Origin of the sequence: Streptomyces sp. NPDC051582, from assembly GCF_040681715.1 — a bacterium.
In the GTDB taxonomy this organism is placed as follows: Bacteria; Actinomycetota; Actinomycetes; order Streptomycetales; family Streptomycetaceae; genus Streptomyces.
On record NZ_JBFAZJ010000046.1, the window covers coordinates 1 to 26550 of the forward strand.

Annotated in this window: 22 protein-coding genes; all 22 read right to left on the reverse strand. The window is 69.6% G+C overall.

Features of this window, described 5'->3' with window-relative positions:
• Window positions 1–133: 133 nt before the first annotated feature.
• Entirely contained in the window at window positions 134–904 is a 771-nt protein-coding gene (locus tag AB0M92_RS35900) for a hypothetical protein (protein WP_366106554.1), read from the reverse strand.
• On the reverse strand, window positions 897–1310 hold the full coding sequence (locus AB0M92_RS35905) for a hypothetical protein (protein ID WP_366106555.1): 414 nt from the start codon (window positions 1308–1310) through the stop codon (window positions 897–899). The genes AB0M92_RS35900 and AB0M92_RS35905 overlap by 8 nt, the downstream gene beginning before the upstream one ends.
• A 117-nt stretch (window positions 1311–1427) precedes the next feature.
• A complete protein-coding gene (locus AB0M92_RS35910; protein ID WP_366106556.1) occupies window positions 1428–1934 on the reverse strand; it encodes a hypothetical protein in 507 nt (168 codons plus the stop codon).
• Between the two features lie 229 nt (window positions 1935–2163).
• Window positions 2164–2592: a hypothetical protein gene (locus AB0M92_RS35915; protein ID WP_366106557.1), complete on the reverse strand. Its 429-nt coding sequence runs from the start codon at window positions 2590–2592 to the stop codon at window positions 2164–2166.
• Window positions 2593–2754: 162 nt separating this feature from the next.
• A complete protein-coding gene (locus AB0M92_RS35920) occupies window positions 2755–3219 on the reverse strand; it encodes a hypothetical protein (RefSeq protein WP_366106558.1) in 465 nt (154 codons plus the stop codon).
• Between the two features lie 14 nt (window positions 3220–3233).
• Window positions 3234–5501 (reverse strand): hypothetical protein, encoded by a 2268-nt coding sequence (locus AB0M92_RS35925; RefSeq protein WP_366106559.1) that lies wholly within the window; start codon window positions 5499–5501, stop codon window positions 3234–3236.
• Window positions 5501–8128: a hypothetical protein gene (locus AB0M92_RS35930; protein ID WP_366106560.1), complete on the reverse strand. Its 2628-nt coding sequence runs from the start codon at window positions 8126–8128 to the stop codon at window positions 5501–5503. The genes AB0M92_RS35925 and AB0M92_RS35930 overlap by 1 nt, the downstream gene beginning before the upstream one ends.
• Entirely contained in the window at window positions 8128–8529 is a 402-nt protein-coding gene (locus tag AB0M92_RS35935; RefSeq protein WP_366106561.1) for a hypothetical protein, read from the reverse strand. The genes AB0M92_RS35930 and AB0M92_RS35935 overlap by 1 nt, the downstream gene beginning before the upstream one ends.
• A 79-nt stretch (window positions 8530–8608) precedes the next feature.
• On the reverse strand, window positions 8609–9724 hold the full coding sequence (locus AB0M92_RS35940) for a DUF4417 domain-containing protein (RefSeq protein ID WP_366106562.1): 1116 nt from the start codon (window positions 9722–9724) through the stop codon (window positions 8609–8611).
• Window positions 9721–11067, reverse strand: a complete 1347-nt coding sequence (locus AB0M92_RS35945) for a ParB N-terminal domain-containing protein (protein ID WP_366106563.1) — start codon at window positions 11065–11067, stop codon at window positions 9721–9723. Before AB0M92_RS35945 ends, AB0M92_RS35940 begins: the two co-directional genes overlap by 4 nt.
• A gap of 34 nt (window positions 11068–11101) precedes the next feature.
• Window positions 11102–12118, reverse strand: coding sequence for a replication-relaxation family protein (locus AB0M92_RS35950; RefSeq protein ID WP_366106564.1), 1017 nt, complete (start codon window positions 12116–12118; stop codon window positions 11102–11104).
• Window positions 12115–14604, reverse strand: coding sequence for an ATP/GTP-binding protein (locus AB0M92_RS35955; protein WP_366106565.1), 2490 nt, complete (start codon window positions 14602–14604; stop codon window positions 12115–12117). Before AB0M92_RS35955 ends, AB0M92_RS35950 begins: the two co-directional genes overlap by 4 nt.
• 31 nt (window positions 14605–14635) lie before the next feature.
• Window positions 14636–15121 carry a hypothetical protein gene (locus AB0M92_RS35960; RefSeq protein WP_366106566.1) on the reverse strand — a complete coding sequence of 162 codons (486 nt, stop codon included), beginning with the start codon at window positions 15119–15121 and terminating at the stop codon, window positions 14636–14638.
• Between the two features lie 224 nt (window positions 15122–15345).
• Entirely contained in the window at window positions 15346–16803 is a 1458-nt protein-coding gene (locus AB0M92_RS35965; RefSeq protein ID WP_366106567.1) for a peptidoglycan DD-metalloendopeptidase family protein, read from the reverse strand.
• Entirely contained in the window at window positions 16796–17479 is a 684-nt protein-coding gene (locus AB0M92_RS35970; RefSeq protein ID WP_366106568.1) for a hypothetical protein, read from the reverse strand. Before AB0M92_RS35970 ends, AB0M92_RS35965 begins: the two co-directional genes overlap by 8 nt.
• A 75-nt stretch (window positions 17480–17554) precedes the next feature.
• Entirely contained in the window at window positions 17555–20020 is a 2466-nt protein-coding gene (locus tag AB0M92_RS35975) for a hypothetical protein (protein WP_366106569.1), read from the reverse strand.
• Window positions 20017–22623 carry an ATP-binding protein gene (locus AB0M92_RS35980; protein ID WP_366106570.1) on the reverse strand — a complete coding sequence of 869 codons (2607 nt, stop codon included), beginning with the start codon at window positions 22621–22623 and terminating at the stop codon, window positions 20017–20019. Before AB0M92_RS35980 ends, AB0M92_RS35975 begins: the two co-directional genes overlap by 4 nt.
• Before the next feature lie 43 nt (window positions 22624–22666).
• The gene (locus AB0M92_RS35985) at window positions 22667–23242 is read right to left on the reverse strand and encodes a hypothetical protein (protein ID WP_366106571.1); all 576 of its coding nucleotides are present in this window, start codon (window positions 23240–23242) and stop codon (window positions 22667–22669) included.
• Window positions 23239–23583 (reverse strand): hypothetical protein, encoded by a 345-nt coding sequence (locus AB0M92_RS35990; protein ID WP_366106572.1) that lies wholly within the window; start codon window positions 23581–23583, stop codon window positions 23239–23241. Before AB0M92_RS35990 ends, AB0M92_RS35985 begins: the two co-directional genes overlap by 4 nt.
• A gap of 16 nt (window positions 23584–23599) precedes the next feature.
• Entirely contained in the window at window positions 23600–24730 is a 1131-nt protein-coding gene (locus AB0M92_RS35995; protein WP_366106573.1) for a conjugal transfer protein, read from the reverse strand.
• Entirely contained in the window at window positions 24727–25002 is a 276-nt protein-coding gene (locus tag AB0M92_RS36000; RefSeq protein WP_024126962.1) for a hypothetical protein, read from the reverse strand. The genes AB0M92_RS35995 and AB0M92_RS36000 overlap by 4 nt, the downstream gene beginning before the upstream one ends.
• A 171-nt stretch (window positions 25003–25173) precedes the next feature.
• Window positions 25174–26127, reverse strand: a complete 954-nt coding sequence (locus tag AB0M92_RS36005; protein WP_366106574.1) for a hypothetical protein — start codon at window positions 26125–26127, stop codon at window positions 25174–25176.
• Between the last annotated feature and the right edge of the window lie 423 nt (window positions 26128–26550).

A 26550-nucleotide genomic window follows, 5' to 3' on the forward strand; every position in this document is an offset into this window, starting at 1 on the left:
CGCCCGAACCCCTCCCCCCGCTTCTTCGGGTTCCACGAGGTCTTCCACTCACTGACCCTGGCCGCCTTCGTGGCCCACTACGTCGGCATCTGCGGTGATCCGCCCCTCCCCGAAGGCACCCCCACGTGAGCGGTCAGTGCGCGAGGGCAAAGTCCTGGTCCGCGCCCGAGTTCTTCGCGCGGAGCTTCTTGTCGCGCGCCCGCTGGAGGCTGCCGAATGTCTCCAGCCCTTGCTTCTTGAGAAGGTGCGGAATCCGATTGGCCGGGATTCCTACAAGCGGGGACTCGCTGAGAACGGAAAGGAGGTCGGATTCGGTCTGGTCGGTGTAGTCGGCGGCGATCAGCGCTTCCACGGTCGGGAAAACATCTGCGTGCCGTTCGGTCTTCAGGTCGATGAGGTGGTCCTCCTTCCCGCCCAGGCTCCAGCACCAGAGGAAATTTTCGGGCGCATCGTCCACGACCAGCCGACGAAACCGGCTGATTTCCTTGGTGTAGCAGTAAAAACGGACTCCCGGCGAATTCCTCATGATGCGCATCCAGGTGAGGACGTATTCATCGGAAAAGAACTCGCCTGAATCATGCAAGCGAATCCACTTTCCGGCGTATCGCTTGTGGCTGAGTTCTTCCGTCATTCGCCTCTCGAACTCTTCGGGGGTGTCCCGGCAGAGGAGAAGATTTCGAATGTGGGCTGCGCGGACGTTCTTGAACCGGTACGTGCCGACCCGGGCGTAGCACAACTGGGCGCACACGCCCGCCTGGGGGCAGACGTTGAAATGGCTGCCGTCAGGCATTTCGATCACAAAAGCCGGAAGCGTCCAGTTGTATACGCCGATTCTCCTCAGGTCCGAGTTCTGGGTGAGGAGCCGCTTGGGCTTGGTGCTGCCGGCCGTGTTGTTCTCAGACATCTCGTTCCTCGTGCTTCGAAGGGGAGGAGTGGGTGGGTGAAATGCCGGGGCAGCCGGCGTGGGGGCGGACGCACGCGTGGATTCCCAGCGCGGTCACGCCGCCGCCGGCTCTCGCGAGCACGCCGAGTCCCTTGGCGATGGCGGTGCGCGCACTGCGCTGGTGGTGGCCGCCGTACTGCGCGTCGTCGCCGTGGCTGGCGATCAGGTCGGCGGCCCGCGCCGAGACGCGCGCAATCTCGAACTGCGGGAGGTCCCGGAACTCGGCGATGTACAGCGGGACCATGAACAGCAGCCACGTCACCCACGCCGATGACGCCGACGTCGGGGCGTCCTTGCGGACGTCGACGACCCGGCCGAAGGGGCCGTGCACGTCAGGGGTGGGCTGGGGGTCCGGCTCGTGCTGCACAGGTTCTTTGCTGGCGGAGGGGCCGGGAATTGCTGTCGTCATGGTGAGGTGTCGCTTCATGCAGGGCGCCCCCGGCTGCATCAGCCGGGGGCGCCAGTGGGCAAGGGGGAAGAGCGATCAGTCGCCGTGTGCGAGGCAGTCCGCGGCGTGCGCGGGGGAGGTACGGAGGCGGGGGGATCCCCCGAGCGTGTCGCGGGCCTGGAGGAGGTAGTCGCCCAGGTCCTCAAGGGAGTTGATTTCCTCGGTGGGAACCGGCGCGCCGCACCGCTCGCACGGGGCGAGGAGGTCGAAGACGAGGCGGCGTCGGTCGTCGTAGCTCGCGAGGAAGGTCAGCGTCTTGTCCGCGAAGGGGATGGACAGCGCCACCGCGGGGAAGTGCTTGCCGTCCGCGACGAGCGGATGGGTGTCGTCGTCCTTGGTGCGGATGCTGACCGGGCGGTTGAGGGAGCGCAGTGAGAGACGGTGGCGCAGCACCGCCTCCACCCAGTGCAGTTCGGCGTCCTGACTGTGGAGGGCCGGGTCCGGGCCGATCTGAGCGGGCTGACCGGTCCGGGCGCGCTTCACCGCGGCCGTGACGGCTGCGTTCTCGACGTAGTTGAAGGGCTTCTTCATGGTGCTCGGCATGGGGTCTCCGAGAAGGGTCAGGCCCGTGATCGGCACGCTGGCGCGCGTCAGGGTCACAGGGCTGGAGTTGAGGGCCGCGAACAGCGGCTCCGGCCGGTGGGGTCTTCCCCGTCCGACACGCACCACGATACATATTGAAACGCGAATACGCAACGCACCGGTTTAAGTGACGGCCGGCCAGCTGATGCCCCTGGGGGAGCAGCAGCGCGGCCGGCCGGTGGACGCCGGACTACGCCGGCGCGGCGGTGAGCTGTCCGACCTGGTCGAGCAGGAGCTGGGCCCGGGCGAACGCGGCTGCCTTGTGACCGTACGACGGAACGACCAGGTGCATGGTCTCGTGAGCCAGCGCGCGGTCGGCCTCCTCGCGCGTCGTCACCAGCTGGAGGTTGACGGCCATCAACGGCACCTTCAGCCGCGCGCTCTTCGGGCCCAGATACACCTGGGCTGCGTAGTGCGAGAGGAACGGCATGCCGCTGATCGACGCGTACGCCGCGAGGTCCAAGACGAGGTGGAAGTCTCGCTGCGAGACGGAGGCGAACTGCTTCGCTCGCCGGCGCAGCCAATGCACGTCGACAGGCAGGTTCCGCTCGTCCTCCGGCAGCGGGCTCCGCAGTTCGGCGTGCCTCTGCTCCGTGACCGGGTGGGCTCGATCTGCCATGTTCTTCCTCCTCTCGGGCGCGGTCTGGATCTTGCGTCGATGCTGGTCGGCATGCGGCCGGCGCAGCGAGACCTCCCGGTTCCTCCGCGCGGCCGCCGTGGCCTCGAGGCCATCATGCCAACACGCCCCTTGCTCGCCTCTTCGGTGCCGGCGTCGGGCCGCTCATGCGTACCGTCCGTGCCATGAGTCGGCGTCCAGGCGCTTGAGCGCGGCGTCCTCGTCGGGGGTGAGCCGGTTGGTGAAGTCGTCCCAGTGGATCAGCTGCTCCAGCTCGGGGCCGTCGGCCGGCTCGATGCGTGCTCGCTGCCCGCTGGTCAGGTCTATCTCCACCCCGTCGTCGACAAGGGTGCCGCGAGCGCAGGTCAGGGAGCGCCGACGGGTGGCGTTGAGATTGAACAGGTAGCCAGCGCCGTTGTCCTCGCCGCCGACCAGCGGCCGGATCCACAGAACCTGCTCTGGCTCATCCTCGTCCTCGACCCGGTGGTGCCGGGCGAGGGCGGCGCGGAAGACCTCCGTCCCGTCCGGGTCCCACACGATCAGGCGCGCGCCGGCGTCCACCGGGTCGCCCGTGGGGCTGTGGTTGCCCGCGACCAGGTCCGAGAATCGCTGTCGCCACTGCTGTGTCATTCGATCGCTCCTTGTCAGCTGTAGTCGTCGGTCGTGCACAGGACATCCTCGACGGCCTTCCCGCCCATGTGGGTGATGCCACGTGAGGCGAGGGAAGCGAGGATGGTGGTGCGCTCCGCGGCGGTGTGGCACACGATCCGGCTGGGCGCCTCCGCTCCGAACAGGTCGAGCCCGTTCCTGAACATGACCTCGTTGCCGGCGGCGGAGAATTTCGCGATCTTCATCGGGTCCCGGGTGATCGCGCTCTCGTTGTAGTTGTGGTGCGCGGGGTTGATGGCGCCGTAGTGGTCGCCGTTGTAGGCGTAATAGTCACTTCGTCGCATCAGCACGCTCGGGTCGTCCCAGATCAGCATGCCGCCGCTCGGCTGGCTGGGAGTCTTCTTGACCCGCAGGAACACGCTGTTGGCGCCGCCGGTCATCTTGTCGGCCTGCTCGCTCATGCCGAGTCCGCCGCCGATGCCCATGACGGCCCGCTTCTCCGTGGAGGCCAGTACGCCGGTTCCCAGGAGACTGGCGAGCGCACCGCCGTGGAGACCGTGGGTCAGGGACCTCCCCTTGAACGCCCCCTGGATCTCGGCCTGCTTCCCGGTCACGTCGAAGCGAGACCACGTCAGCCACTTGCCGGACGTCGACGGTGTCGGCTCGTAGCCCGGACTGGCCGCCAGTGCGGCCCCGTCCGAGAATCCGGAGGCCTTGGCCACGGCGTCCCGGACGACCTCGACCTTCATCGGCAGCACCTTGTGGGCGGCTTCCAACTGGATCCGCTTCATCGCCGTCTGCAGGTCCCCGCTGTCGAGGCCCATGAGGGTTTCCATCCGCTGGTGCACGATCTCCTGGACCTGAAGGTCCTGAAGTCCCTGGGCCGTGTCCATGGCCGCCTGCATGCCAGCGGCTCCACCGAGCCCCTGCGCCTGGATGTTGTTCGACAGGTACGTCCACTCGCCCTCGGCCGCGGTCATCGGCTTGTTCATCAGGTGGAGCTGCTCCAGGCGCTCCACGAGGTCCTTGCCGTGGCCGGCGCCAGCCGGGGCGTGGACTTCGAGCTGCCCGCGCAGCGAGAACTCCGTGTGCTTCGGGTCGTTGTCCTTGTACGGGCGGTAGACGGCGGTCCAGCCGTCACCCATGTCGATCTCGTACTCGGTGCCGTTGGCGGAGCTGCGGGTGACGCCGTCCCAGGACGACTGGCCCGTCTCCGGGTCGAGGGACGCCTTGATCCGGCTGGCCTTGCGGACCTTCGCGGCGAGCGTGCCGGGCTCCGGCTCCCCGTTGGGCACCGGTATCTGCTTGGTGACCATCTTGGTCTCGGTCACCTCGTAGGCGTCCATCCACGGCATGACCGACCCGCCGTTGTCGATCTTGTCCTTCACGACGTTCAGCTGGTCCATGTAGTGCTGGGCCATGGCCTTCTCGTCGTCGCTGATCGACGGGTCGCTCAGGACGGCGGACACCGCGTCGACAGCCGCCTGGTGCTTGGCGATCGACGCGTCCGACATCTCGGAGCCGGTCTTCAGCTTGTGCTGCACCGAGCTGATCGCGGTCTTGGTCAGCTCGGCCAGCTTCTTCTCCTTGTCGAGGTCGAGGCGCTCCTTGACCTCCTCCTCGACCTGGATCTCCTCCATGTGGGTGCCCGGGATGCTCAGCGCGTCGAGGAGCTTCTCCTCGGCCTCCTCGGATATGTGCGTGAGCAGCACCTCCCGCGGGCCGTCCGGCGAGTCGTAGGCGACCAGGGTGGCTTCGGAGTTGATGAAGTCGTCCCCGCCCACGAGGAGCGGCGTGCCGGTCGGCTCGCCGACGGGGGGCGCGGCCGGCACCGGCGTCAGCGGCGGGTCCGTCTCCTCATCTTCCTCCTCGACCTCCTCGATGTCGTCGGCGTGGAGCAGTCCGGCCTCCTCCGCCGGCGCCTCCTCAGCGCTGTCCTGCAGCTCCCCCTCAGCCGCGAGGCCCTCGGGCTCGGCCGAAGCCTCCTGGAGTTCCTCCTCGGGTCCGGTAGCGGACACGTTAGGCTCAGGTGCGGGTTCGGCGCCCAGCAGCGCGTCGAGCTCCGCCGGAGCTTCCTCGGGAACGGGAGCTTCCGCAGGGGGAGCAGGTTCGGCAAGCAGCTGAGAGAGCTCCAGCTCCTCGAGCTCGGGGACGCCTGTGCCTCCCGCGGCCGCGCCCGTGAGGTCCGTCCCCTCGGGCGCATTCGGCGCTCCGGTGATGTCCGGCGGCGCGGTGGGTGCCTCGGCGAGCGCGGTGGGGCTGACCGCGTAGCTCTGGTGGCTCGACTTGGATCCGGTTCCCATCAGCTACCACCGCCGTGCTTGAGGGAGGCGCCGGAGGGCAGACCCATCTGCTTGACGAAGAAGTCGGCGAAGTTCTGACGCAAGTTGTTCTTCCTCTCGACTGCGTGGTCCAGGAACGCCGCGGCGATCTGGGCGTGCGTGACCTGGGACTGCGGGACTTTCAGCGCCTTGGCCGCCTTGCTGCGCATCTGCGGCACCCACGCCACGCCGGCCTTGACGCCCTCGTGCGCGGTGGAGTGCAGGATCGAGCGCAGCTGTGCATCCGGCATGGACTCGAACTTCTTGATCACCGGGTGCGCGGCGGCAGGACTGATCTTGACGCCCTTGGCCAAGCCGCCTCCCAGGGCTGCTTGGTAGAGCTTCTGGTGGATCGGGGTGAAGCCGCCGCCGCCGCTGGGGGCGTAGTCGACCGACAGCTTGTCCAGGCCGTAGTGCTTGAAGGCCTGCCCACGATCGATCTGCACGAGGCCGCCCGAGGGCGTGGCCAGCCAGTTGTCCTGGTGACCGTCGTGCTCGCCGACGAACCAGGAGCCCACGTGCGACCGGACGATCGCGTCGACCTGGGACTGCGTCCACTGGCTCGGGCTGGACGTGAACGGCTTGGCGTCCTTGAGCAGCGGCTGGATGGAACCGGCCGTGCCGTCGGCCTTCTTGTGGTGGTACACAGGCACTGCCGGCACGCCGCCCAACGACAGGACTTGGGACGCGGCGGCCTCCGTGTGGCCCAGGGCCCCACCGTGGTTGTGGTCGGCCTTGAACATCCACTGCGAGCCGTCCGGGCCGGTATGGACGGTCTTGGCGTACGTCCCTCCGAGGTTCGACACCTTGGTACCCGCGCCGAAGGACCAGCCGGCGACCTCCTTGGGATCGACGTAGGCCGGGACGTCCTGGCTGGTCGCCTTCGCCTGCTGGACCTCGGCCATCAGCGCCTGGATGTTCGCGTTGAACGACCCCGGCTTCGGCGCCTTCGCCGGCTTCGCTGCGTTCGCGGACGGCTTGGGCGTGGCGGTCGCGCCGTTCTTCGGCAGCTTGCTCGCCAGGGCCTGGACCGCCTCGTCGGAGGCCAGACCCCCATCGGGCTTCGCCGAAGGTGCCATGGCGGCTGCCGACTTGGCGGCCTTGGCCGCTTCCTTCTTCGCGACGTCCGCGTTGACCTTGTCCTTGATGGCCTGCTGGTCGTACTTCTTGTTGAAGCTCGCGGCGATGTAGTTCTGGACCTGGGCCCGCGTGGCCTTGCCGTTGTTGTCCATCCCCAGTTCGGCCGCGACGGTGCGCAGGTCGGCGAGCTTCTGCTTCGCGGCCCACGTCTTGAAGTCGCTGGTGATCTCGTTGGGCTGAAGGTATTTCCCCGGTCCGAGGGCCGGGTGCTCGGCGTACGGGGTGTCGCTGGCACCGCCTTGCTGGGTGTAGGCGTACCAGCCGTTCACGCTCGTCTGCATGTCCCGGACGTCGCCGGCGTTCTTCGCCCACGCGGCGATCGCCTGCGGCGCGCCCGGGTCGCCCGCCGGCGGCAGGTTGAGCGGCTGGTCCCCACCGGGAGCCATCGCAACGTGGGCGGCGTAGCCGGCGTCGAGGTTCGCCAGCTGCTCCTGCCGCTTGGCCGCCAGGGCCTTCAGCGACTCCACTTGGCTTTCCGGAGTGTTGGGCCGCATGAGTGCCACGAGCTGTTGACCACTGAGGTGCTGTGCCTCGGTCTCGCTCAGCTTCCCCGAGGCGAGAGCCTCCTGGACCAGGGGCTTGACGTCCTTCGGATCCACGTACCCGTGATTGAGAGCTTCGTCGACCACCGACTTTGCCTCGGCCTTGGCCTTGGCCAGGTCCTCGCCGAGCTCAGGACAGTCGGCCGACTCCATCTTCTGCTCGGCTGCCAGCATGGCCTGCAGGGCTTCGGCCCTCTGCTCCTGAGACTGCGGCCCGTAGGTCTTCTTCGCCTCGTTCCAGGCTTCGATCGACGCGGTCACCGCCTGGGCGGAGGCCGCGACCTCGTCCGGCGTGGCCTTCCAGGCGCCGTCGCTGAGGGGCGGCTCGGTTCCCTCGAGCTCGTGCAGGTCAGCCAGCGTCATTCCGCCGACCGTCTTGCCGGCGAGGAGCTCGTTGTACCGGTTGAGAGCGGCGGCCTGGATCTTCGCCTTGGACGGGATGTCGCCCGGGTACGCGGGGTCGAGCCAGTGGACCAGGGGGTGCTGGCCCTTGCCGGACAGACCCACCAGCGCCGGGTGTTCGAAGCCTTTGGCCTCGGCAATCTCGCGAAGGTCGTCCTCGTCGAGCGAGTTCAGGTAGGCGAGGGTCTGCGCCTTCAGCGCCTTGGTGTGGGCCTCGATCTCCTCGTCGGAAGCGCCCGCCTCCTTCAGTTTCTCGATGGCCTCCTGAGCCTGCTCGACCTGGCCGACGAAGGCGTTGTACCGCTCGACGGGGTCCGTCGGGACTTCGTCCTCGGGGTCGAGGGCGAACGGCGGGTCGGTGATCTCCTCCATGAGGTTCATCGCCATCAGGAGGTCGGCCTTGGCCTGGACTTCCTCGTCGGACATGGGCTGCGCCGGCGCTTCGGCCACCACGTCGTCCGTCTCGGACGCGGTGGTGGGCCCTACGGCGTAGGAGGCGTGCGAGGACTTGCTGCCCGTGCCCATCAGCCGTCACCACGCGACGGCAGCGCAGGGATGACCTCGGCGAGCAGCTCGTCCAGGACGAGGTCGGCGGCGTGGGTGAGGTCGAGCGCGCCGTCGGGAACGTCGGCGGGCTCGATCGCGCACACGCCGCCGGACTGCGCGATCCAGCGTTCGATGTCCTGGCTGGTGGTGGGTGCGCTCAGGCGCTCTCGCCAGGGGTCGGCCGCCTCGTAGACAAGTGGGACCCAGCGCACGACCGGTGCCGCCTGCTGCTGGCCCTCGTCGAGGCCGAGAACGGCCACGGGGTCGACCGGAAGGCCGAGCACGGGGTGCCAGACGAGCAGGATCCACAGCCGCCAGGCGGGAGCGGCCGTCGGCGTCTGCGTCGTCTCGGCATCAGGGTGGTTGGTGTCGGTCGTCATGGAGGCTCCTCCCGTAGGTGCTTTCACCTGCTACAGGTGTGGGAGGAGCCGCCGGTGTGACAGTGCGGGCGAAGAAGTTTCAGCGGTTCGGCAGGAGCGAGGCCATGTACTGGACCGTGGCGGCGAACGCGTCCTCGCTGCGGGCGTGGACGTCCTCGCGGCCGTTGGGGGTCATGATCGCGCCGTGCAGGGCGTACTGATGGGGATTCTGGGAGATCAAGGTCAACCGGGGACCGAAGATCTCGGCCATCTCGGCGATGCGGTTGGCTCGGGACAGGCCGGTGAGGAAGACCGGCATGTCCTCGGGCAGATGCTCGGCAAGCCAGTGCAGGCCGGGCCGCTCCCAGCTGTCCCAGTCAGCGTTGTCGCGGACGGTCTGCACGTTGATGGCGATGCCCGCCGGCTGGGTGTCCTCGATCCAGGCGAGGTAGCGCTGGAGGTCCTCCAGCCGGAACCAGTACACGTTCGGTACGACGTTCACGCCGGCCTCTGCGAACTCCTGGGCGAGCATCAAGCTGCGGCGCATGTTCAGCAGGTGCTCGGTGCGGGGCCAGTCGCCGTAGATGCTGTAGTTGCACGACAGCACCAGGTCCCACTCCTGCTCTGCGATTCGCTCGACGAGCCTGTCGCGTTCGCGGCGGGTCCAGAAGGCCTCGACGAGGGGGTCCTCGCCGTAGCCGACAAGGACGGCCTTCTGGTGTTCCCCGAGGGCGAGGGCCTGGCGTGCGGTCTGCTCGGTGAAGCGCTTGTAGAGCGTGTGGGTGTCCGGGGAGAAAACGCGCCGCAGACCGACCCCGTAGGCCGGCCAGTTCAGGCTGGTGTCGAGCTTGGTGACGGCGCTGCCGTCAGTCATGGGGATGAAGGACGGCAAGCCGGCGGGCAGGGTGCTGTCGACGGTGATGTCGTCGAAGGTCAGGGTGCCGCCGACGTCGGCCATCCACCCGGCTATGTCGGTCCGGCTCCCGCACCGGATCGGGCACTTCCGGGTCACGCACGCGTTCGCCGGAGCGTCAGCTTCGGCCGCCGCGCACCCACAGAACCGGCAGTCCGAGTTCTGGCCGGTGCACAGCGGCTCGACGGTGGCCGGACCTCCCCGACCGTCCGGGCCGGCGTAGAAGGCGCAGCTGTTGCAGTCGCAGCCCCGGCCGGGCAGGGGAACGCCGACGGTCGGGATGGGCAGGGAAACACTGGTCATGCGGCTTCGCTTCCTTCGTTCATCGCGTCGTGGTCTGTCTCGCCGGCGGGGGCGTCGTCGAGGTGGGTACTGAGCTCGCGCAGGGCGAGACGCAGGGAACCGCGGTCGTAACGCGCGATCTCCTTGCCGGCTCGGACCTCGACCAGCAGGCCGCGGATTCCGTCCAGGGCGGTGCGGATCGTGTCGGCCTCCACGGCCGGGCGACTGGGGGCGCCGTCGGCCGACAGCGCCGCCGTGCCGGCCTCGGCCGCCGACGCCGGTGCCAGCTGCGACGCACCCTCCGCCACCGAGACCTCGGCCGGCCCTTCCTGGCCGAATGCCGACGGGGCGGCGTCGTCCTCGCCGTCCTCGGATTCCTCCTGAGCTTCGGGGCTGCTCAGGACCCGGGTGAGCTTCGCCCGGCGGCCAGCGTTCGCCGCGTCCTGACGCTCCTCGGCTTCGGTGATGATCTCTTCCGGGTCAAGCTCGGGCTCCTCCAAACCGACGTTCACGGCGGTCGGCAGCAGGTGGAGCCGCTTGGAGGACTTCAACGCGGCCCAAATGCCCTCAGCAGCCTGCGCCCGGCCATTGCGGAGCTCGGCGAACTTGATCCGCGTGTTCAGGCGGACCGCCGCCTCGTCCATCTCCTCGGTGAGGTCACGCGGCAGCGCGCGGAACGCACGCACGAGCTCGCCGGCCTTGCGCTCGTTGAGCTGCAGCCCGAGCCGGTCCAGCACCTCGCTCCAGGGAGCGGCACATGCGCTGTCGGTGCCGCGGATCTTCTCCAGGGCGTAGAACCGCTCTGCCGGGTCAGGAATCGCGTAGACCTCCTGGGGCACGGGCTTGCCGGCCTTGAGGAGCTTGCCGACAAGGATGGCGCACCGCTGGTACAGCAGGGCGGCGGCCTGCTCGCCGGGCCGGAGAGGCTCACGCGCGAAATTTTCGACGAAGCGCCACATGTGACGCTCCTCTTCGGACAAGGGACCCGGGCAGACCACGGCGGGCAGGGCCGCGAAGTGCGGGTTGTCCGGCCGGTTGACGGCACCCCAGCGCATCGCACGCAGTCGGCGCTCCCCCGTGACCAGACGGATCGTCGGCGCCTTTCCGTCGACGACGATCTCCTCGGCCAGGACCGGCTCGAGGAGGCCGATGACGGACATGGAGGAGATGAGATCGGCGAGCTCGGACGGAGGCAGGGAGTCGGAGGGGTTACGGGCGTGGGGCTCGGTGAAGGGTGCGCCCTGGCCGCGCAGCGGCAGCATCTCGAACCGCCGCTGCCGCAGCTTGACGCTGCGGTGCAGGATCTCGGTGAGCCGGATCATGCTCCCGCCGTCGGGCGGAGCCTCGAGCGAGGTACTGGTCATGGTGCTGCTTCCTTCGGGGCCGGGGCGCGGCCGGTCACTTCGTGGCGAGGTAGAGGTCGGTAGGGGCGGGGCGGGCGGACTGCGTGCCGCTCAGCAGCGGGGTGAAGATCGGGGCGAACGGCCCGTGCTCCTGGAGCTGCTGCAGGGTGGTGACGCCGATGTGGATGTCGCCCTTGAGCCGGCTGAGACGGACATCCGCCGCGGCGCGGGTGTAGAGGTCCTCCGTACGCGCGGCCAGCCGCTGCGGGCGCCGGTCCGGCTCCCCGGCCTTCGGCGGAGCCGCGTCGAGAATCACCAGGACCCGGGGGAAGACCGGGTAGTTGTACATCCACGCCGGCCGCGTCGCGTTCGGGGTCCGTCGCGCACGGTCCGTACTTTGCGGGACGTACTCGTACAGCCGCCCGTAGGCCTGGAGCTTCGCGGCGAGCCGCGCGGAGGTCATCGTGGCGCGGTCGAACTCCACGAAGTAGCTGAGCATCGTGCGCCGGCCACCGCGCTCCATGTGCACGTAGTTGAGGAGGGCGTCGCTGATGACGTGGTCGTCCTCGAAGCGGCGCTGCCCGTCACGGATCCGGTTGGCGACCTCCGGGGTCCAGTCCAGCGGACCGCACTCGTGGCCGAGGCGGCGCGCCCACTCGACGAAGGCCACCCCGACCTCGTTCACGCCGAGCGTGTGCGCCTGACGGGCCCCGGCGACCGACTCGGGCGACACCCGGTAGGGCCGGGACGGTAGCTCCCCGGCCTCCTCCACCGACGCGGCGCCGGCTTCGGTGAGGAACCACAGGAACGGCTGGCTCTGGACGCGCCCGCGGCCGCCGGGTCCCTGTGCCCGGATCCGGTCGACCAGCCCGGCCTGGTGCAGCTCGCCGAGCTGCCAGCGCAGGTACACGGGGCGGCCGGGCCGCTTCTCGGGCAGGGTCAGCAGCACATGCAGCTGGGGGGTGGACAGCACCCGGTGCTGGTACAGCAGTTCCAGGATTTCGCGGCCGATCGTGTGGAAGCTGCGCGTGGGCGCCGACGTCGCGGGCGATTCGGCGAGGGGCATGTTCATCCGAGCCTCGACTGGTTCTGGTGGGGATTGATCGGGTGCACGTTGTTCGGGGTCTCGTCAGCCGGATCGGGCTGGGCGCCGCTGATGAGGGTGCCTTCGCTGTCGTGGACCCGAGGCTTGGCGGGCTCACCGGCGGACGCCGGGCCGTCGGTCGGTCCACCGGGGCCTTCGTCGTCCGCGGGTGCGGCTTCGTCGAAGTCGGGCTCCTCAGGCGGCACGTCGGCGCCGGTGGGATCGTCGTCGTCCGGCGGGACATCGAGGGTGACGATGAACCGGCGCAGCCTCAGGTCCAGCCGGCGCAGGTCGGTGAGGATGTCGCGCACCGAGCGGCGCTGCAGGTTCTCGTCGATGGCCCGGGCCAGCCGCTCCTCGTTCTGCGGCCGGAAGTAGTCGCCGTACAGGTCCTCCACCGAGGCACCGCGGACACGGAACGGGTCGCTCGTACCGCCGTCGAGCGTCACCGACATCACGTAGTTGTACCGGTTGAGCTGGACGATCGTGTCAGGGGAGACCTTCTTTCCCCACCGTCGGGTGACCAGCGTCGCCTCGTCGACGTCGGACGCGGTCGTCGACAGGATCGACAGATTCTGCAGCAGGCCCTGCCGGGTGGTGGCGCTCAGCCGCTGCGCCATCTGCGTCATGGCGAGCAACTTCACGTTGTACTTGCGCAGCTGCTCGGTGATCTGGGCGAGGGTGCCCTTGGACGCGCCGTCCACGCTGGTCAGCTCGTCGATGAAGGTGTAGAAGTCGCGGCGCTGGTCGGGCGGGGTGTCACGTCGTGAGAGCCCGGCGCGGAAGAGGTCGTAGATCAGCAGGGAGCTGATGATGCGGTCGACGTCGCCGGTGCCGGCGGGGCAGACGAAGACGATCTTGCCGGTGTCCATGGCGTGCCGGATGTCGTACGTCGACCGGCTCGACCCGAGGAACGCCTTGATCGCGTTGCTGGACGACAGGCGCTCGATGATGTTGGTGACGACCGGTACGGCTTCCTTGCTGTAGCTCGGGAAGACGTTCTCCCAGAAGTCCCGGATGTCCTTGGGCAGGTAAGGCAGCACGTTGGTGCGCCACACGGCGTCGGTGAGGATCGTACGGATCTGGAAGACGGTGGGCGCCAGCTCGGGCCGCCCGGCGCGGCAGACGTGCCACGACAGGTAGACCAGGGACTCGACCGCCCTGGTGAGGATGGTCTTCGCTCGGCCGGCGCTGTCGCTCCAGTTCAGGGCCGCGGCGAAGCCGGTGACGATGTACTGGACGATGTCGGGGATCTCCGACTCGCGCCGGCGCTCCATGGACAGCGGATTCCAGGAGCCGACCATCTTGTCGAGCTCCGGGGACGTGAGGTCGATCTCCCAGATCCGGTCGGCCAGTTCCTTGTGCGCCAGGTACGGCCGCGCGCGGGTCCAGCCGTCGCCGTGGGGGTCGAGGAAGAGCACGCCGAACCCGTTGTGGGCGAGGGCGATCGCCTGCACCAGCGACATCTCGGTCTTGCCGAAGCCGGACTTGCCGAGGAACAACGCGAACAGCAGGTACTTCAGCGGGACGCCGGCCAGGCGCTCGCCGCCGCCGGACTTGGACACCCAGCCGAGGGGGAGCAGGCCCTTCTGTCCCGTCCACGTCGGGAGGGCCGCCGGCGGGGGCGGCACGACCCCACCCGAGCGGGTGATGTTGGGGGCGTTGTTGTGCTTGGTGGGCGGCTTGAGCAGGCCGGCGATCTCCTGGGCGGTCACCCAGGAGTGCCGGCGCGGCACGAACAGCCCGGTCTCGAAGCGGCGGTCGAACTTGCTCCGGTAGAACCAGTGGTCCGAACGGACGCGGGTGACTCCGAGGTGGAGACCGACGGGCCGGAGATGGTTGTCGCCGGACCACGGCTCCAGGGCGGCGAGGACCTGGTCCAGGAGCATCCGGGCCCGGTACTCATCGCGTGCGCAGGTGCGGACGAGCAGCTGCATGGAGAAGACCGGCTCGGCGCCGGGGGCGAGCTTGCCCATCGCGGCCTTCATGTCGGCGACGCGGTGGGTGCGCTGCTGCTGCTGGTGGTGCTGCCGCTGCCGGGCGCCGCCGCCCTGGTTGCCCTTCATCTCGGTGGCGATCTCGGACATGACGGCGCCGAGGTCGAAGCCGAACCGGTTGGTGCGCTGCTGCGGCATGCCGGGTATGGCCGGACCGTCCGACGGGTTGCGGCGGGCCTGGGCGAGCAGGCGCCGGCGGCGGCTGCCGACCCGGTTCGGGGCGACGGGAACGAGGTCCAGCATGACGTCGGCGCTCTCGCCGAGATCCTCGCGGACGTCGGCGACCGCGTTGGCCAGGGCCTCGAGCGGGTCCGGGGTGAGCGGCACTTCGCGCAGGGCGAGGTGGTCAGGGAGTGCCAGGGCCAGCTCCGCGCGGGCGTAGTGCATCTCCCGGGGGGCCGGTTTGTCGCGGACGTCCGCTTGCGGCTTGGCGAGATCGACCGGCGGTGCAACGGTCGGGTCTGGTGCGATGGTCATGGTCTACCTGTCTGTGGTGTGCGTCGGGGCGTCAGGAGCCGAGCCGGATCTGCGGCTGTTCGCGTGCGGCACGGCCGTCGGCCTCCACGGGCCTCATCTCGACCTGGGCGTAGCCCTGGTGGCGCAGCACCGACATCGCTCGGTCCGGGCCCTCGACCCTCATGGACAGCGCTCCGTCGGAGCAGGTGAAGCGGACGCGGAGGGCGCTGGTGCGGGTCGAGGAGACGAGCCAGCGCGACACGCTCTTGTGCGCGCGGGCCATCTGGTGCCCGAAGCGGATGACCTCTTCCGGCTTCGGGTCGAAGCCGGTGGTCGGCAGCACTTCCAGGGCCGTTCGCTTGGACATCGGGCCGCGGGAAAGGGCCCAGCGGACCGCGGCAGCGACACCGCCGGCGACCAGGGCGACCAGTGCGACCCACCAGGCGTTGGCCATCACCGAGTCCGCCAGCTGTTCGGCGTGACCGGGAAGGTCCCCGGTGAAGCCGATGACGCCGTCGATGAGGTCGGTCGTGGTCATCGCGCACCGTCCGCGGGCAAGGTGGGCGGCGCCGCGGCGTCAGCCGGAGCGGGCACGGGGGAAGTCGGGAGCACGGCGGCACCTCCAGAGAGCAAACGGGCCTTTCGTCTGCTACAGGTGTCGGGATCCGGCTCGGTGTGACACTCCGCTCCGAAATTCTTCGCCGAGTTGCGTCGGCCAGCGCCACGTCCCCCTTGCAGGGGGCGCGTGACGCCGGCCGTGGGTCAGATCTTCACGCCGTGACCGCGGAGGTAGGCCAGCGGGTCAATGTCCGATCCGTACTCGGGTCCGGTACGTATCTCGAAGTGGAGGTGCGGGCCGCTGACGTTGCCCGTGTCGCCGGACCATCCGATCCGGTCGCCGCCCTTCACCTTCTGGCCGACGGAGACGTTCAGCGAGGACTGGTGCGCGTACTGCGAGTACTTGCCGTCCCCGTGCTTGATCACCACCTGGTAGCCGTACGCGGAGTTCCAGCCGGCCGTGACCACGGTGCCCGGGCCCACCGCGCGAACTGCGGTTCCCTTGCCTACCGGGAAGTCCACGCCAGTGTGGTGGCCGCTCGACCACATTGACCCCGAGACCCCGTATCCGGTGCCGATGTGCTCGTCGGCGACCGGGGCGACCCAAGAGCCCGACGTGCCGCCTGAATCGGGCTCGGTGTAGTCCGGACGCTTCATGATCAGGATTCGGTCCGTCCAGAACGAGAGGGGCTCGATCCGGACGCGCGCACCGGTGTGCGGTGCGTCGATCACCTCTCCGCCGCCGATGAACATGGCGACGTGCTCCGGGCTAGAGGCGCTGCCACCGGAGAAGATGAGGTCGCCGGGCCGCAGGTCTTTGGCCGAGTTGACCTTGCTGCCGATGCCGACCTGGTCGTACGTGACCCTGGGGAGGTTCACACCGACCTTGCTCCAGGCGTATTTGACCAGGCTGGAACAGTCGCAGCCGGTAGAGCCCACGAACGGAGGCTTGCAGCTGCCGCCCAGGACGTAGGGGGTGTTGTACGCCTCCTTGGCGCCGGCGACGACCTTGGCCAGACCACCGGAGACCTTGCCGTCCATCGGAGCGGCCCACTTCTCCGCCCGCTCCCGGATCTCGCGGACGTAGTCCCGGGTCTCCTTGTACGGCGGGATGCCGCCGTACCGCTTCACCGCGCCGCCGCCGGCGTTGTACGCCGCAAGCATGTTGTCGACGACGTCGCCGGGCACGCTGCGGATCTCGTCGGCGAGCTTGCAGTCGTAGGACACCATCGACGGGACGGCGTCCTCGGGATCCAGCGGGTCTGCGCCGCCCTTCTTGTTGGCGTCGATGCCCTGCGTGGCCCAGGTGGACGGGATGAACTGGGCGATCCCGAGCGCGCCCGCTCCACCGTCGGGCGGGTTCTTGCGGAAGTTGGATTCCTGGTAGAGCTGGGCGGCGATCAGCGAAGGCGTGGTCTCCGCGCAGCCGTAGTCCCGCACCGCGTTGAGGATGATCGGGCGCAGCCAGTCGGGGATGTCTTTGGTGTCCGACAGGCCGCCGCCGAATCCCGCGTTCTCCAACGCGTCGCTGGTGTTGTCCTCACCGATCGCCGAGGTCAGCGCCAGCACGGCAGCCAGCATCAAGCCGAAGCCGAGCAGGCATGACAAAAGGATCGAGATCACTACTCTGCGCAGGGCCTTGGACTCGCCTTGCTCAGACATTGGGAAGCCCCACGACGCGCCAGCTGCCGTCGGCGCCACGGCGGAGCTTGAGCGCCACCTGTTCTTCCGACGCGACGGCGGTACCCGTGGCCGGCGTCTCGGACAGCCTGTAGATCACGCGCGCGAAGGCGGAGTCCTCGGTCGGCGCGGGAGCTCCGTCCGGCAGTGACACCCGCAGAACGGTGACCGTCACCTGGACCTGACGGTCCTTCCAGTTCAGCCACTGGCGCCGGCCGGCGCTGCCGCCGGTGTGAGTGCGCAGGTCCTCGGCCAGATCGCCGTCTGCGTAGGCGGCGGCGCGCCGGGAGGCGTCGTCGAACGAGGTGTCCCGGCCCGGCCGGGCGTCGTGGCTGGCCCACGCGGTCGTGAACGCCCGGGCCGCCTCCTGCAGGGGTGAGGGCAGCGAACTCGGTTCCGAGGCGACGGGAGACTCGGACGGCTCGGACGGCTCGGCTACGGGCGAGGCCGTCGTCGGGCGTGCGCTGCCGGAGCTGCTCCCGGTGGCAGCTGCCGAGGGTGCGGCCGTACGGGCAGAGGGTTCAGGGGCGGCGGGACGATCGCTCCCACCGAGCCCGAGGAAGAGGGCGACGCCGACAGCTGCCAGGACTGCCGCAGCGGCGAACAGCGCGATCGTCCCGCGCTGGGCGCGGGCACGCGCGACATCGGTTTTCGGCATGAGGGTCCCCCGTGAGGTGGTTCTGGTGCGGTGATCTGGGCGGCCGGGGCCCGTCGGGCCCCGGCCGCGGCCCGGCTACGGCCGGGGCCTGGGCGGGCCGGGCGGCCGGGTGGCGCGCCGGATGGCCCGGGGCGGAGCCGGCGGCTTGGCCGGCGTCGACTTCTTCGCGGCCGGCGGGGTCGGCGGTGCAGGGGTGGGCGGGGTCGGCATCTTCGGCACCCCGGCCGGCCCGGCGGCCGGCGGCTTCACCGAGCTCGGCGTCTTGGTGCCGGCCGCCTTGGGCCCGGGCGTCTTGGCACCGGCCGCAGCCGATGCGCCCCCGGGAGTCCTCGGCGCGATGGCACCGGCCCGGGGCCCGGGAGGACTCGCGGCCCTCGGGTTCGACTGGATCGGAGCCAGACCGAGGTTGACCTGCGCCTTCGTCCCCTGCTTCGCCACGAACTTGCCAGCCGTGGCGACGTTGCGCTTGTACTCGGCTCCGAAGTCCTTGGCCTCCTGGACCTTCTTGTCGACGGTGCGCGCCTTCACAGCCTTGAGGTCGTCGCCGACCTTCTTCCCGCGCGCCATCGCCGCAGCGCCACCACGCTTGGTCGCGGCAACACCGCGGGGGATCCCCACCGGCGCGCCCACCGTGGCCATGAAGGCGAACTTCCCGGCCTTGGCGCCGTACTTGGCAGTGGTGGCGGCCGCCTTCCCGGTGGCCATGGTGGCCCTGCCGCCCCTGGTCTGGGACATCTTGTTCGCGGCCGCCGTGGCCAGCCGCTTCTTCAGGGTCTGCTTGGCCGCCTGCTGCGCCGCGACCTTCGCGGCCGTGCTCGCACCGCCGGTGCCGACTGCCGCGGCCGCGTTGGTGGCGAGCCGGGCAGCAGTTCGCAGCCGGCTGCCAGCCTTGCGGTTGGCCTGGGGTGAGCCGACCCAGGCGTTCTTGGCGGACTTCAGGCCCTGGCCGACGGGCTTGCTCACGCGCCGCGCCTCGCTGCGGGCCTCGCCCCACATCTGCTTCAGGCCGGGGGCGGTCTCGGCGTAGCGGCCGGGACTGCTGAACACGGAGCGGCGGCCGGCGCCGCCGACGCGGGCATTGGCCAGCTTGCGGTTGAGGTTGACCGCGATGCTCTGCGCGGTCTGCTTGATCTTCTTGTGGCCGGCCAGACCGGCGACGGCCGTGACGTCGATGACGATGAACTTCACGGCCAGGACGTCACCGGTGTCCGCGTCGATCAGGGCCAGAACGATCAGGATGAAGATCGCCAGGAAGAGGATGGCGATGATGATGCCGAGAACGGCCTTGGTGATCGCGGAGAACCAGCGCCACAAGGTGGCGCGGCCGCCGCCGGGCAGGATGCCGGCGGTGAGGGCCCAGTGACCGCGGATCGCCTCGAAGGCCAGCCAGCCCTGCGCTGTGAGGAACGTCCCGGTGACCAGGATCATGAGGATGGCCACGATGACCGCGGCGATCGCGACGAACAGAGCGGAGAAGGCAAGGTCGGCGGATGCCCGCTTGGCCTTGGGCTTCACGTCCCCGCAGGCCGCCTCGAACTTCTTCGCGTTGTCGTTGAGTTGCCCGATGAAGTTCGTGTCGTAGATCGAATCCATCATCGCGGCGTCCCAGTAGTTCATCCCGAGCTGATCGAGGTTGAACTCGGCGAGCTTGTATTCGCGGAAGGCCTTGTCGCACGGCCCGTCGAACGTCTGCCCGTACACCATGAGCTCGTTGGGCTTGACGATGAACGCCTCCACCAGAGCGTTGGTGATCGGCTTCGCTACGTTGTCCGGGTCGGCGCTGCCCTTGGCGCTCGCGGGGTCGTCGGCCAGGACGATGCTGGCGACCTCTAGGGTGAAGTCCTTCGCCTTGCCCAGCAGGCCTCCTTCCGAGAGCAGCATGGTGGAGCCCTGCGGCAGCGCCTGGTCGTGCTGGCCGAGCAGGACCTGGGCCGGCGAGACAAGCACGGTGGTGGTCAGTGCGGCGACGACCAGGGAGACCCCGATCTCGGCGAAGCCGCGCGAGCGCTCCTTGAAGAGGATCAGCCAGCCGCAGTAGAAACCCGCGAACGTCAGGAACAGGCCGGGGAGGCCGAGCCGGTCGATGACCTGGTTCTTGATAGTGCTGGAGATGTCCTCGACGGGACCGACCATGACCTTGGCCAGCCCGAAGTTCAGCGCCCACTTGATCAGCCAGCAGGTGAAGCCGATGACCCACTTCGAGACGCCGAAGAGCAGCTGGGCAACGATGTTCCAGATCTTGAGGTCGATGTCCTTCCAGCCGCCCGTGTCCGTCTTGACGGTGTAGGAGCTGATCGGGACGCCGTCCTTGTCGGTGACGTTGAACGGCTGAAGGAGGCCGTCGCTGCCGTCCTTGGGCTTCTGGTTCAGGTTCTTGCCGCCGGGGCCGGCAGCCGGTTTCGCCGGCGCGGACGTGCTGGGCGACGGCGACGGCGACGGGTCTGCCGTGGCCGCAGGGGCCAGCACCACGGTGAACAGGGCCAGCAGAATGCCGATCAGACCCAGGCGCCGCTTGAGGCCACGCTGCCGGAGGCGACTCATGCCAGGACCCCGTCCGCCGCCTCGGCGAGCTGCACGGTCTCGTCGGCTTCGTCGTCGAGCTGGCCGGGCGTCGTGGTGATCGCGGCGGCCGCATTCTCGTCCGCGGGGATCAGCACCTTGATGCCCGCGATGCGCTTGCGGAGGTCTCGGTACAGGCCTTCGCCGGCCCGCAGGGCGCGCTCGGTCTCGCTGACGTTGAGCGGGCTGAGGTTCTCGGTGATGACCTTGAGCATCTCGTCGTCGGTCGGGTCGAGGTCGAGGAACTCCAGGCACCGCGCGGCCAACGCCTTGCCGCGGTGGCGGAAGACGAAAATGTGGCTGAGCAGCGCCCTGATCTTGTCGCCGATCTCGTTCTTCGGTCCGATGTCGTACGGGTCGTGACTGCCGGCGAAAGCTCCGGCGTTGTGCTTGCGGCCGTCGGCGATGAGCTCGAGCATCAGGTTGGAGCCCTCGGCGGACGAGGTGAGCCACCAGCACTCGTCGAGGAAGACGCCGGCGAACTCGTTCGGGTCGGCGAACGCGATCTCGCGGCAGAGCGCCGTCATCAGGTACATCAGCCGCCAGCCGAAGCGCTTTTCGACCTCCAGGCTCGGGAGGCGGTGCTCGGAGAGTTCCTCCTTGGTGGGCAGGCCCAGGCGGTCGACGGCGAAGACGATGCTGTCGGAGTCCGTGATCCGTACGACTGGCAGCGTGGGGTCGAAGATGGTGCGGCCGAGGTCCTTCTTCGCCAGCGAGCGCAGCTTGCGGACGAGTTCGGAGGCGGCGCCGCGGACCGCGTTGTCGTTCGGCTCGTCCGGGTCGGGTGTGCGGGCCCGGTCGGCGAGGGTGTTCATCAGGGCGGTCATGCTCGGCTTCGGGCCGAGCCGGGTGGCCTCGATCGCCTCGGCGAGGGTGATGCCCTCGATGCTCATCGAGCCGATGTCCAGGAGCGGGGTGAGGAAGGACTCGGTGTAGCGGGCGGCGCGCGGGCCGCGGAAGACGCGCAGGGGGTCCAGGCTGACGCCGGCGTTCTCGTCGACGTTGATGATCTGGGTCGTGCCGGGGCACGCGAGCGCGAACCGCGACCATTCCTGCTGGGGTGTGCGGTCGATGACCAGGGCGCGGCCGCGGGAGTTCCTCTGCCCGGTGCGGTGGCCGGTGGTGAGGATCGAGTACATCGCGCACTTCATCGCGACGGACTTTCCGGAGCCGAGCTCGCCGACGAAGGCGGCGGACGCGGAGGCGTTGACGCGGGGGCCGTGGGAGAAGTCGACCAGCACGGGGCGGACGCCGCCGCCGTTGAGCTGGAGGCCGAAGAGGCTGCCGGAGTCGTCGCCCAGGCCGGCGCCGCAGAACGGCATCGACATGGCGAAGTCGCGGGCGAGCAGGTATTGGGTGTAGTCGAGCATCGGGCCCGGGGTCTTGGTTCCGGGCAGCATGCCGTGGAAGAGCGCGACTTGGTCGCCGGTGGGCCGCACGAGCGTGTAGTCGTTGCCGCCGAAGTGGTTGGCCAGCGACGTCGCCTTCTCGTCGGCCTCTTCGGGGGTCGTGCCCCACACGCAGGTGGCGACGGTGGCGCGGATCTCGACCTCGGTGCTGGAGGCGGTGAGCCGGTCGCGGTACTCGTCCAGGGCGAAGGACGCCTTGTCGAGTGATGCCGGCACACCGGAGGTCTCGCCGTCGTACTCGCCGCGCTGGTGCGCGAGCTCGCGCTGCTGCCGCCGGCTCTTCGGCTCGGCCTTCGAGCCGGACTCGACGTGCAGCCGGACGGCCCAGTCCACGGGGAAGTTGAACTCGTCCAACGCCGCCAGGTACTCGCTGCCGGGGAACCGGAAGGCTTCCGGCATCTCGGAGAGCACGCAGAACGCCTGGTAGGAGTCGCCGTGTTCGCTGGTGGCGCGCAGGTAGCGGCGCTTGAAAGGGTTGGTGGGGCCCTTGGAAGCCCGGGTGCCGCGGCCGCCCTCGTCGAGGATGACCTGGGTGTGGGCGGTCACCGTGTGGCCGCGGCCGCGCAGACCCCGCGGTGCGCCGTCCTCGGGCAGGAGCGGCTCGTTCAGGCCGCGGCGGGCGCTGTGCCCGTAGATCCACAGGATTTCCGCCTCGGTGGCGGGTCGCATCTTGATGCCGGAGGGCCAGCCCGCCGCCAGGCGGGTGGCCTGCTCCAGGCGCTGGCGTTCGTCGGAGAGGGATATCGGGGCGACCGGCAGGCCGAGGGCGCTCATGACTTCTGACTGGACGGAGGAGAAGACGGCCCGGGTGCTCTGCTTGAAGTCGACGTGGGACAGGGGGACCGCGAGGAAGTCGACGCGGCCGGTGAGTTCGAGGTCCTGGAGCTGGTCGAGGACCTTCAGCGCGAGGTCGACGTACTCGGGGGAGGCGTCGAGGTCGACGCCGGCGGTCATGCGGGTGACGACCGACGCGGCGTCGACGCTCGGGCACAGGCTGAGCAGGAGGGCCTCGCCTCGCAGGGACTTGAAGAGGGACTCCAGGGAGTCCAGTCGCTCGCGCTTCGTGGACTTCGAGGCGTGGGTGTAGTTCTCGGTGTCGACGCGCCACACCGCCCACACGGTGGCGGCAGTGGTCCAGATCAGGTGGCCGCTGATGTGCCGGACGGGGAGACGCATGGCGTTCTTCTTTCTGTGCTGGTGGTGATGTCGAGGCAGCTGGTTACTGCTCGTCGAGGGAGGCGAGGAGGGCCTGCAGCCCGGTCTTCGGCTCCGGCCGCGCGGCCGCGGCGGTCGTCGGCACCGCGGCCACCGGCGCCGCGGGCGCAGCCGCACGGGGCTTGCGCGCGGGTACGGGTGCGGGCTTCGCTACGGCCGCCGCCGGGGCGGGCCGCTCGGCGGACCGGACGCGCACCGTGCAGGTGGCGGTCGCCAGTCGCGGTCGAGCGACCCGCTGCGGCTTGCCGGCCAGGCGCCCCTGGGCCGGGGTGGAGGAGTAGATGAGCAGGCTGCGCACGGCGCGTGCCGGGTCCCGGCCGTCGAGCCGTGCGTACCGCAGCACCCAGGCCAGACCCCAGGGGATCAGTGCCATGAGGATGAAGTTCATGGCGCCGAAGTGGGCCCACAGGTCCTTCGTCATGACGAGGAGCCCGAAGCTGATCACCATGGTCATGACCTGGGTGATCGTGTAGGGCCCTCCCGGGAGCCGGCCGGCTCCGGGGAGCTTGCCGATGACGAGCGGGTGCTTACGGGCTCGCGTGTACGAGTGCCCGATCAGCTCTTCCTCCGAGGCACTCATGACAGCTGCCAGTCCTTACCGGTTCCCGCGGGGCCGGTCTTGGCGTCCGGGTGGACGGACATGGCGTTGGTGCCCGTGTCGTTGATCTCGGAGCCGACCTTGGTCTGCAGGACCGAGAGGTTGCTGATGCCCCACAGCACGAGGGCGGCCAGGACGAAGGCGACGAGGGTGCCGACGAAGGAGCGGGTCTTCCACCAGGCCATCAGCACGGCGATGATCGCCATGAGGGCGGCCACGGTGAGGACCAGCGTCTTGACCTGGCCCGTCTTGGTGTTGGCCCAGTCGAGGACGTCGCCGGCGAGGACGACGTGGTCGGGGTTGGTTGCTGCCAGGGTGTGCATGAACGATTCCTCTTCTTCAGGAGTTCGACGGCGACGGCGAGGGAGATGCCGTGGCTGTGTCGGGGCTTGGGGTGGTGGTGTGCGGCGCCGCCGAGGGCGGGCTGCTCGCGCGGATGGCCGGGGCGTCGTCGACGGACGCGACCTCCCAGCGGCCGGCGCGGGACTTGAGGGTGAGCGCGTAGCTCAGCGAGACCGGGCTGCCGGCCTGGTCCGTGGCATCGACCTGGACCAGCTGGTGCAGCACCGTGCCGTCGGCCGGAACCTTTTGCTGTCCGGCGGTGAGCGCGTCGTCCTGGACGCCGGTCACCTTCACCGCGGCGTACGGCGCAGGGCTGATGGCCTGCATGCGCGTGCCGGGCGAGGTGTAGCGGTCGAGCTCGGTGGAGCCGGTGAGGTAGGCGGCCAGGAACCCGCGCGCGGTCTCCACCGACGGGTCGGCGCTGCTCGACCCGCGGTCGGTCTCGTACGCCAGGCCGCCGGGCTTGACGGAGGTCGGTGCGGCCACCTGCGCCGGCAGGGACGTCGCGGCGTAGCCGGCATCGAATGCCGCCTTGTCGGTACCGCCGGCACTGGCCGGGCCGGTGGCCTGAATGCCGACGCGGAAGTACTGCACCCCCAGGCGCTTCGCCTTGCCCTTGTCGTCGTGCGCCGTGACGTCGGCGGCCACGGTGATCGACCAGTAGCCAGGCTGAACCTCACGGGAGGCCAGGACGGTGGACTGCGTGGCCTCGCGGGTCCCGGGCTTGACGGCCAGTGCGAACGAGCCGGAGTAGTACGGCGTCAGGTCCCGCTCGGTGCCCTGGCCGGCCTGGAGGTAGGCGGCGACGAACAGTTCGGCGAAGCCGGCCGGTCCGACCGAGGACGCGGGCGCTGCGGCAACGACCGGCTTGGTCGCGCCCTGGGCCGGGCCGGACGCGCTGAGGAACGCCAGCATTCCCAGAGCCGGGCCTGACGCCACGAGAGCCCAGACACCGACGCGGGCCAGCCGGGAGATCCCGGACATGTGGGCGGTGCTCGCCTTCCACCCGGTTTCATCCGGCTGGTCCGTCGGCGACTCCTGGTTCTCCTCGACCTCCTCGTCCCAGACTTCCGCCTCGACGAACTGCTTCTTCTTGTCGGCCTTCCGCTGCCGGCGCTGGCGCTTCACGACGCCGTCCGCAGGGCCTGGACCGTCAGGACGGTCGAGATGCGCTCCTTGAGCTGAGCCGGCGTTCGGGCCAGCAGCACATCCCACGACGCCAGGGCGGGCTCCGACTCGCTGTCGAGGAAGGCCCGCATCTGCTGGTGCAGGTCACGGTCCATCGGCCGGCTCACCAGAGCGGCGGCAATCTTGGTCAGCTCGCGCGAAGCACGGGCCACACGGGCCTCGTCGGCGTCGAGCAGCTGTCGGCCGGTGCCGGCCGGGGACTTCGTGGTCACGTCGGTTCTCCCGGAGGTTGAAGGGTCGGGGCGGGGCGTTAGGGCTGGAGGAGCTCTGGCGGGCCTCTCGCCTGCTACAGGTGTCGAGGAAGTCCGCGGTGTGACAGTCGGGCCGAAGTTTTTTTCGAGGGACCTCTGCGGCGGTCAATCCACGGCGCGGGCCGGCCGCTCTCAGGCCGCGGCGCGGTACTGGGCGAGGGGCGCCTTCGTGCGCAGCGTGCGAACGGCACGGCTGGCGTGCTGCCGCAGCAGGTCCCCTTCGTGGCCCATGGAGCGGGTGGTCATGTGCCGCTGCTCGGGCCGCTGCGAGGTGGACAGGTAGTACCGGGCGATGCGCTGCGCCTCGAGCTCCTTCAGCGCTCCGATCTCCACCGCCCACAGCAGGAGGTCGAGGACCTCCGTCCGCGCCTCGTGACGCGACAGGGCCGGCTCATCGACGCCGACGAGCTCCATCTGGGCAGCGCGCATCAGCAGGTCCGCGAGCTCGACCGTGCCGTGCGGGGTGTCGGGGTCCTCGCTGGAGACGACGTGGGCGTAGCGGGTGTGGCACTCAGCTGAGGCAAGAGGCGCGACGCCGGCGGCGAACTCCTGGACGTCCTCCACCTCGTCGAGGCAGGCGGCCAGGGTGCGGCGGGTCAGCTGCAGGGTGTCGAGCGCGAGGTTGTTGAAGATCCGTCGCGGCCGTCGGTCGAGCGGGTAGGTGCGGACGACCTCGAAGGCAGCGCCCAGCACGGTCGCGCAGACGTCGTCCCACGGAAGGCCGTACGAGCGCCGCTGCGTCTTCGCCATCAAGACCGTCTTGGGCAGCAGGACGCGCACGGCCACCCGCCACGCGAGGTGGGCGTCGAAGCCGGTCCCGCCGGCGCGCTCGACCAGCAGGTGCATCACGCGGTCGTGTCCGTCCAAGTCACCGCGGCGGTAGTAGACGGAGATCTTGTCGACCACGTCCTGGGGACTGGTTGCCCCAGCGAGGTCGGGGTGCTCCTCGGCCCACGTGGCGACGCGGTCCGCCGCCCTCAGGTCGCGGCAGAGCACGTCCCAGTCGCGGTTCATCAGGGCGAGCGTGTCGTAGCGGGTTGTGGACTCGGAGGAGTCAAGTGCCGGGGTGTGCTGGGTGGTGGCCACGTCCGTGTCCGTCCTTTCGCGCCATCTGGTCTCGATGGCGCTCACACTCCCGAGGCCCCCCTTGACCGCGGTCTGACGGCGATTCCGGCGCGACGAGGTCAAGGGGAAACCGGACGTCGGCACCCGCCGCCCAACTGGGCAAGGGGGGCCGCGGTCAAGGGGGTGGGCGGAGTGGTCAAGGGGGATGGCATCCACTCGGCGAGGTGGATGGGTGCGACCCACTCCACCGAGGACGCGGTGGAGACCACTTCCAGTGGACGGACCTAAGGCACCGCGGAGCCGGCGCCATCCACTTGACCGGATGGAGCACACCGAGTGGATGGACCACGCCCCGTCGCGGCGCTCACGAACCTCCACCCACTGGCCACCCACGGTGGGCCCGGACCTCCCGCCCATCGGCCCATCGCGATGGACGCCATCGCG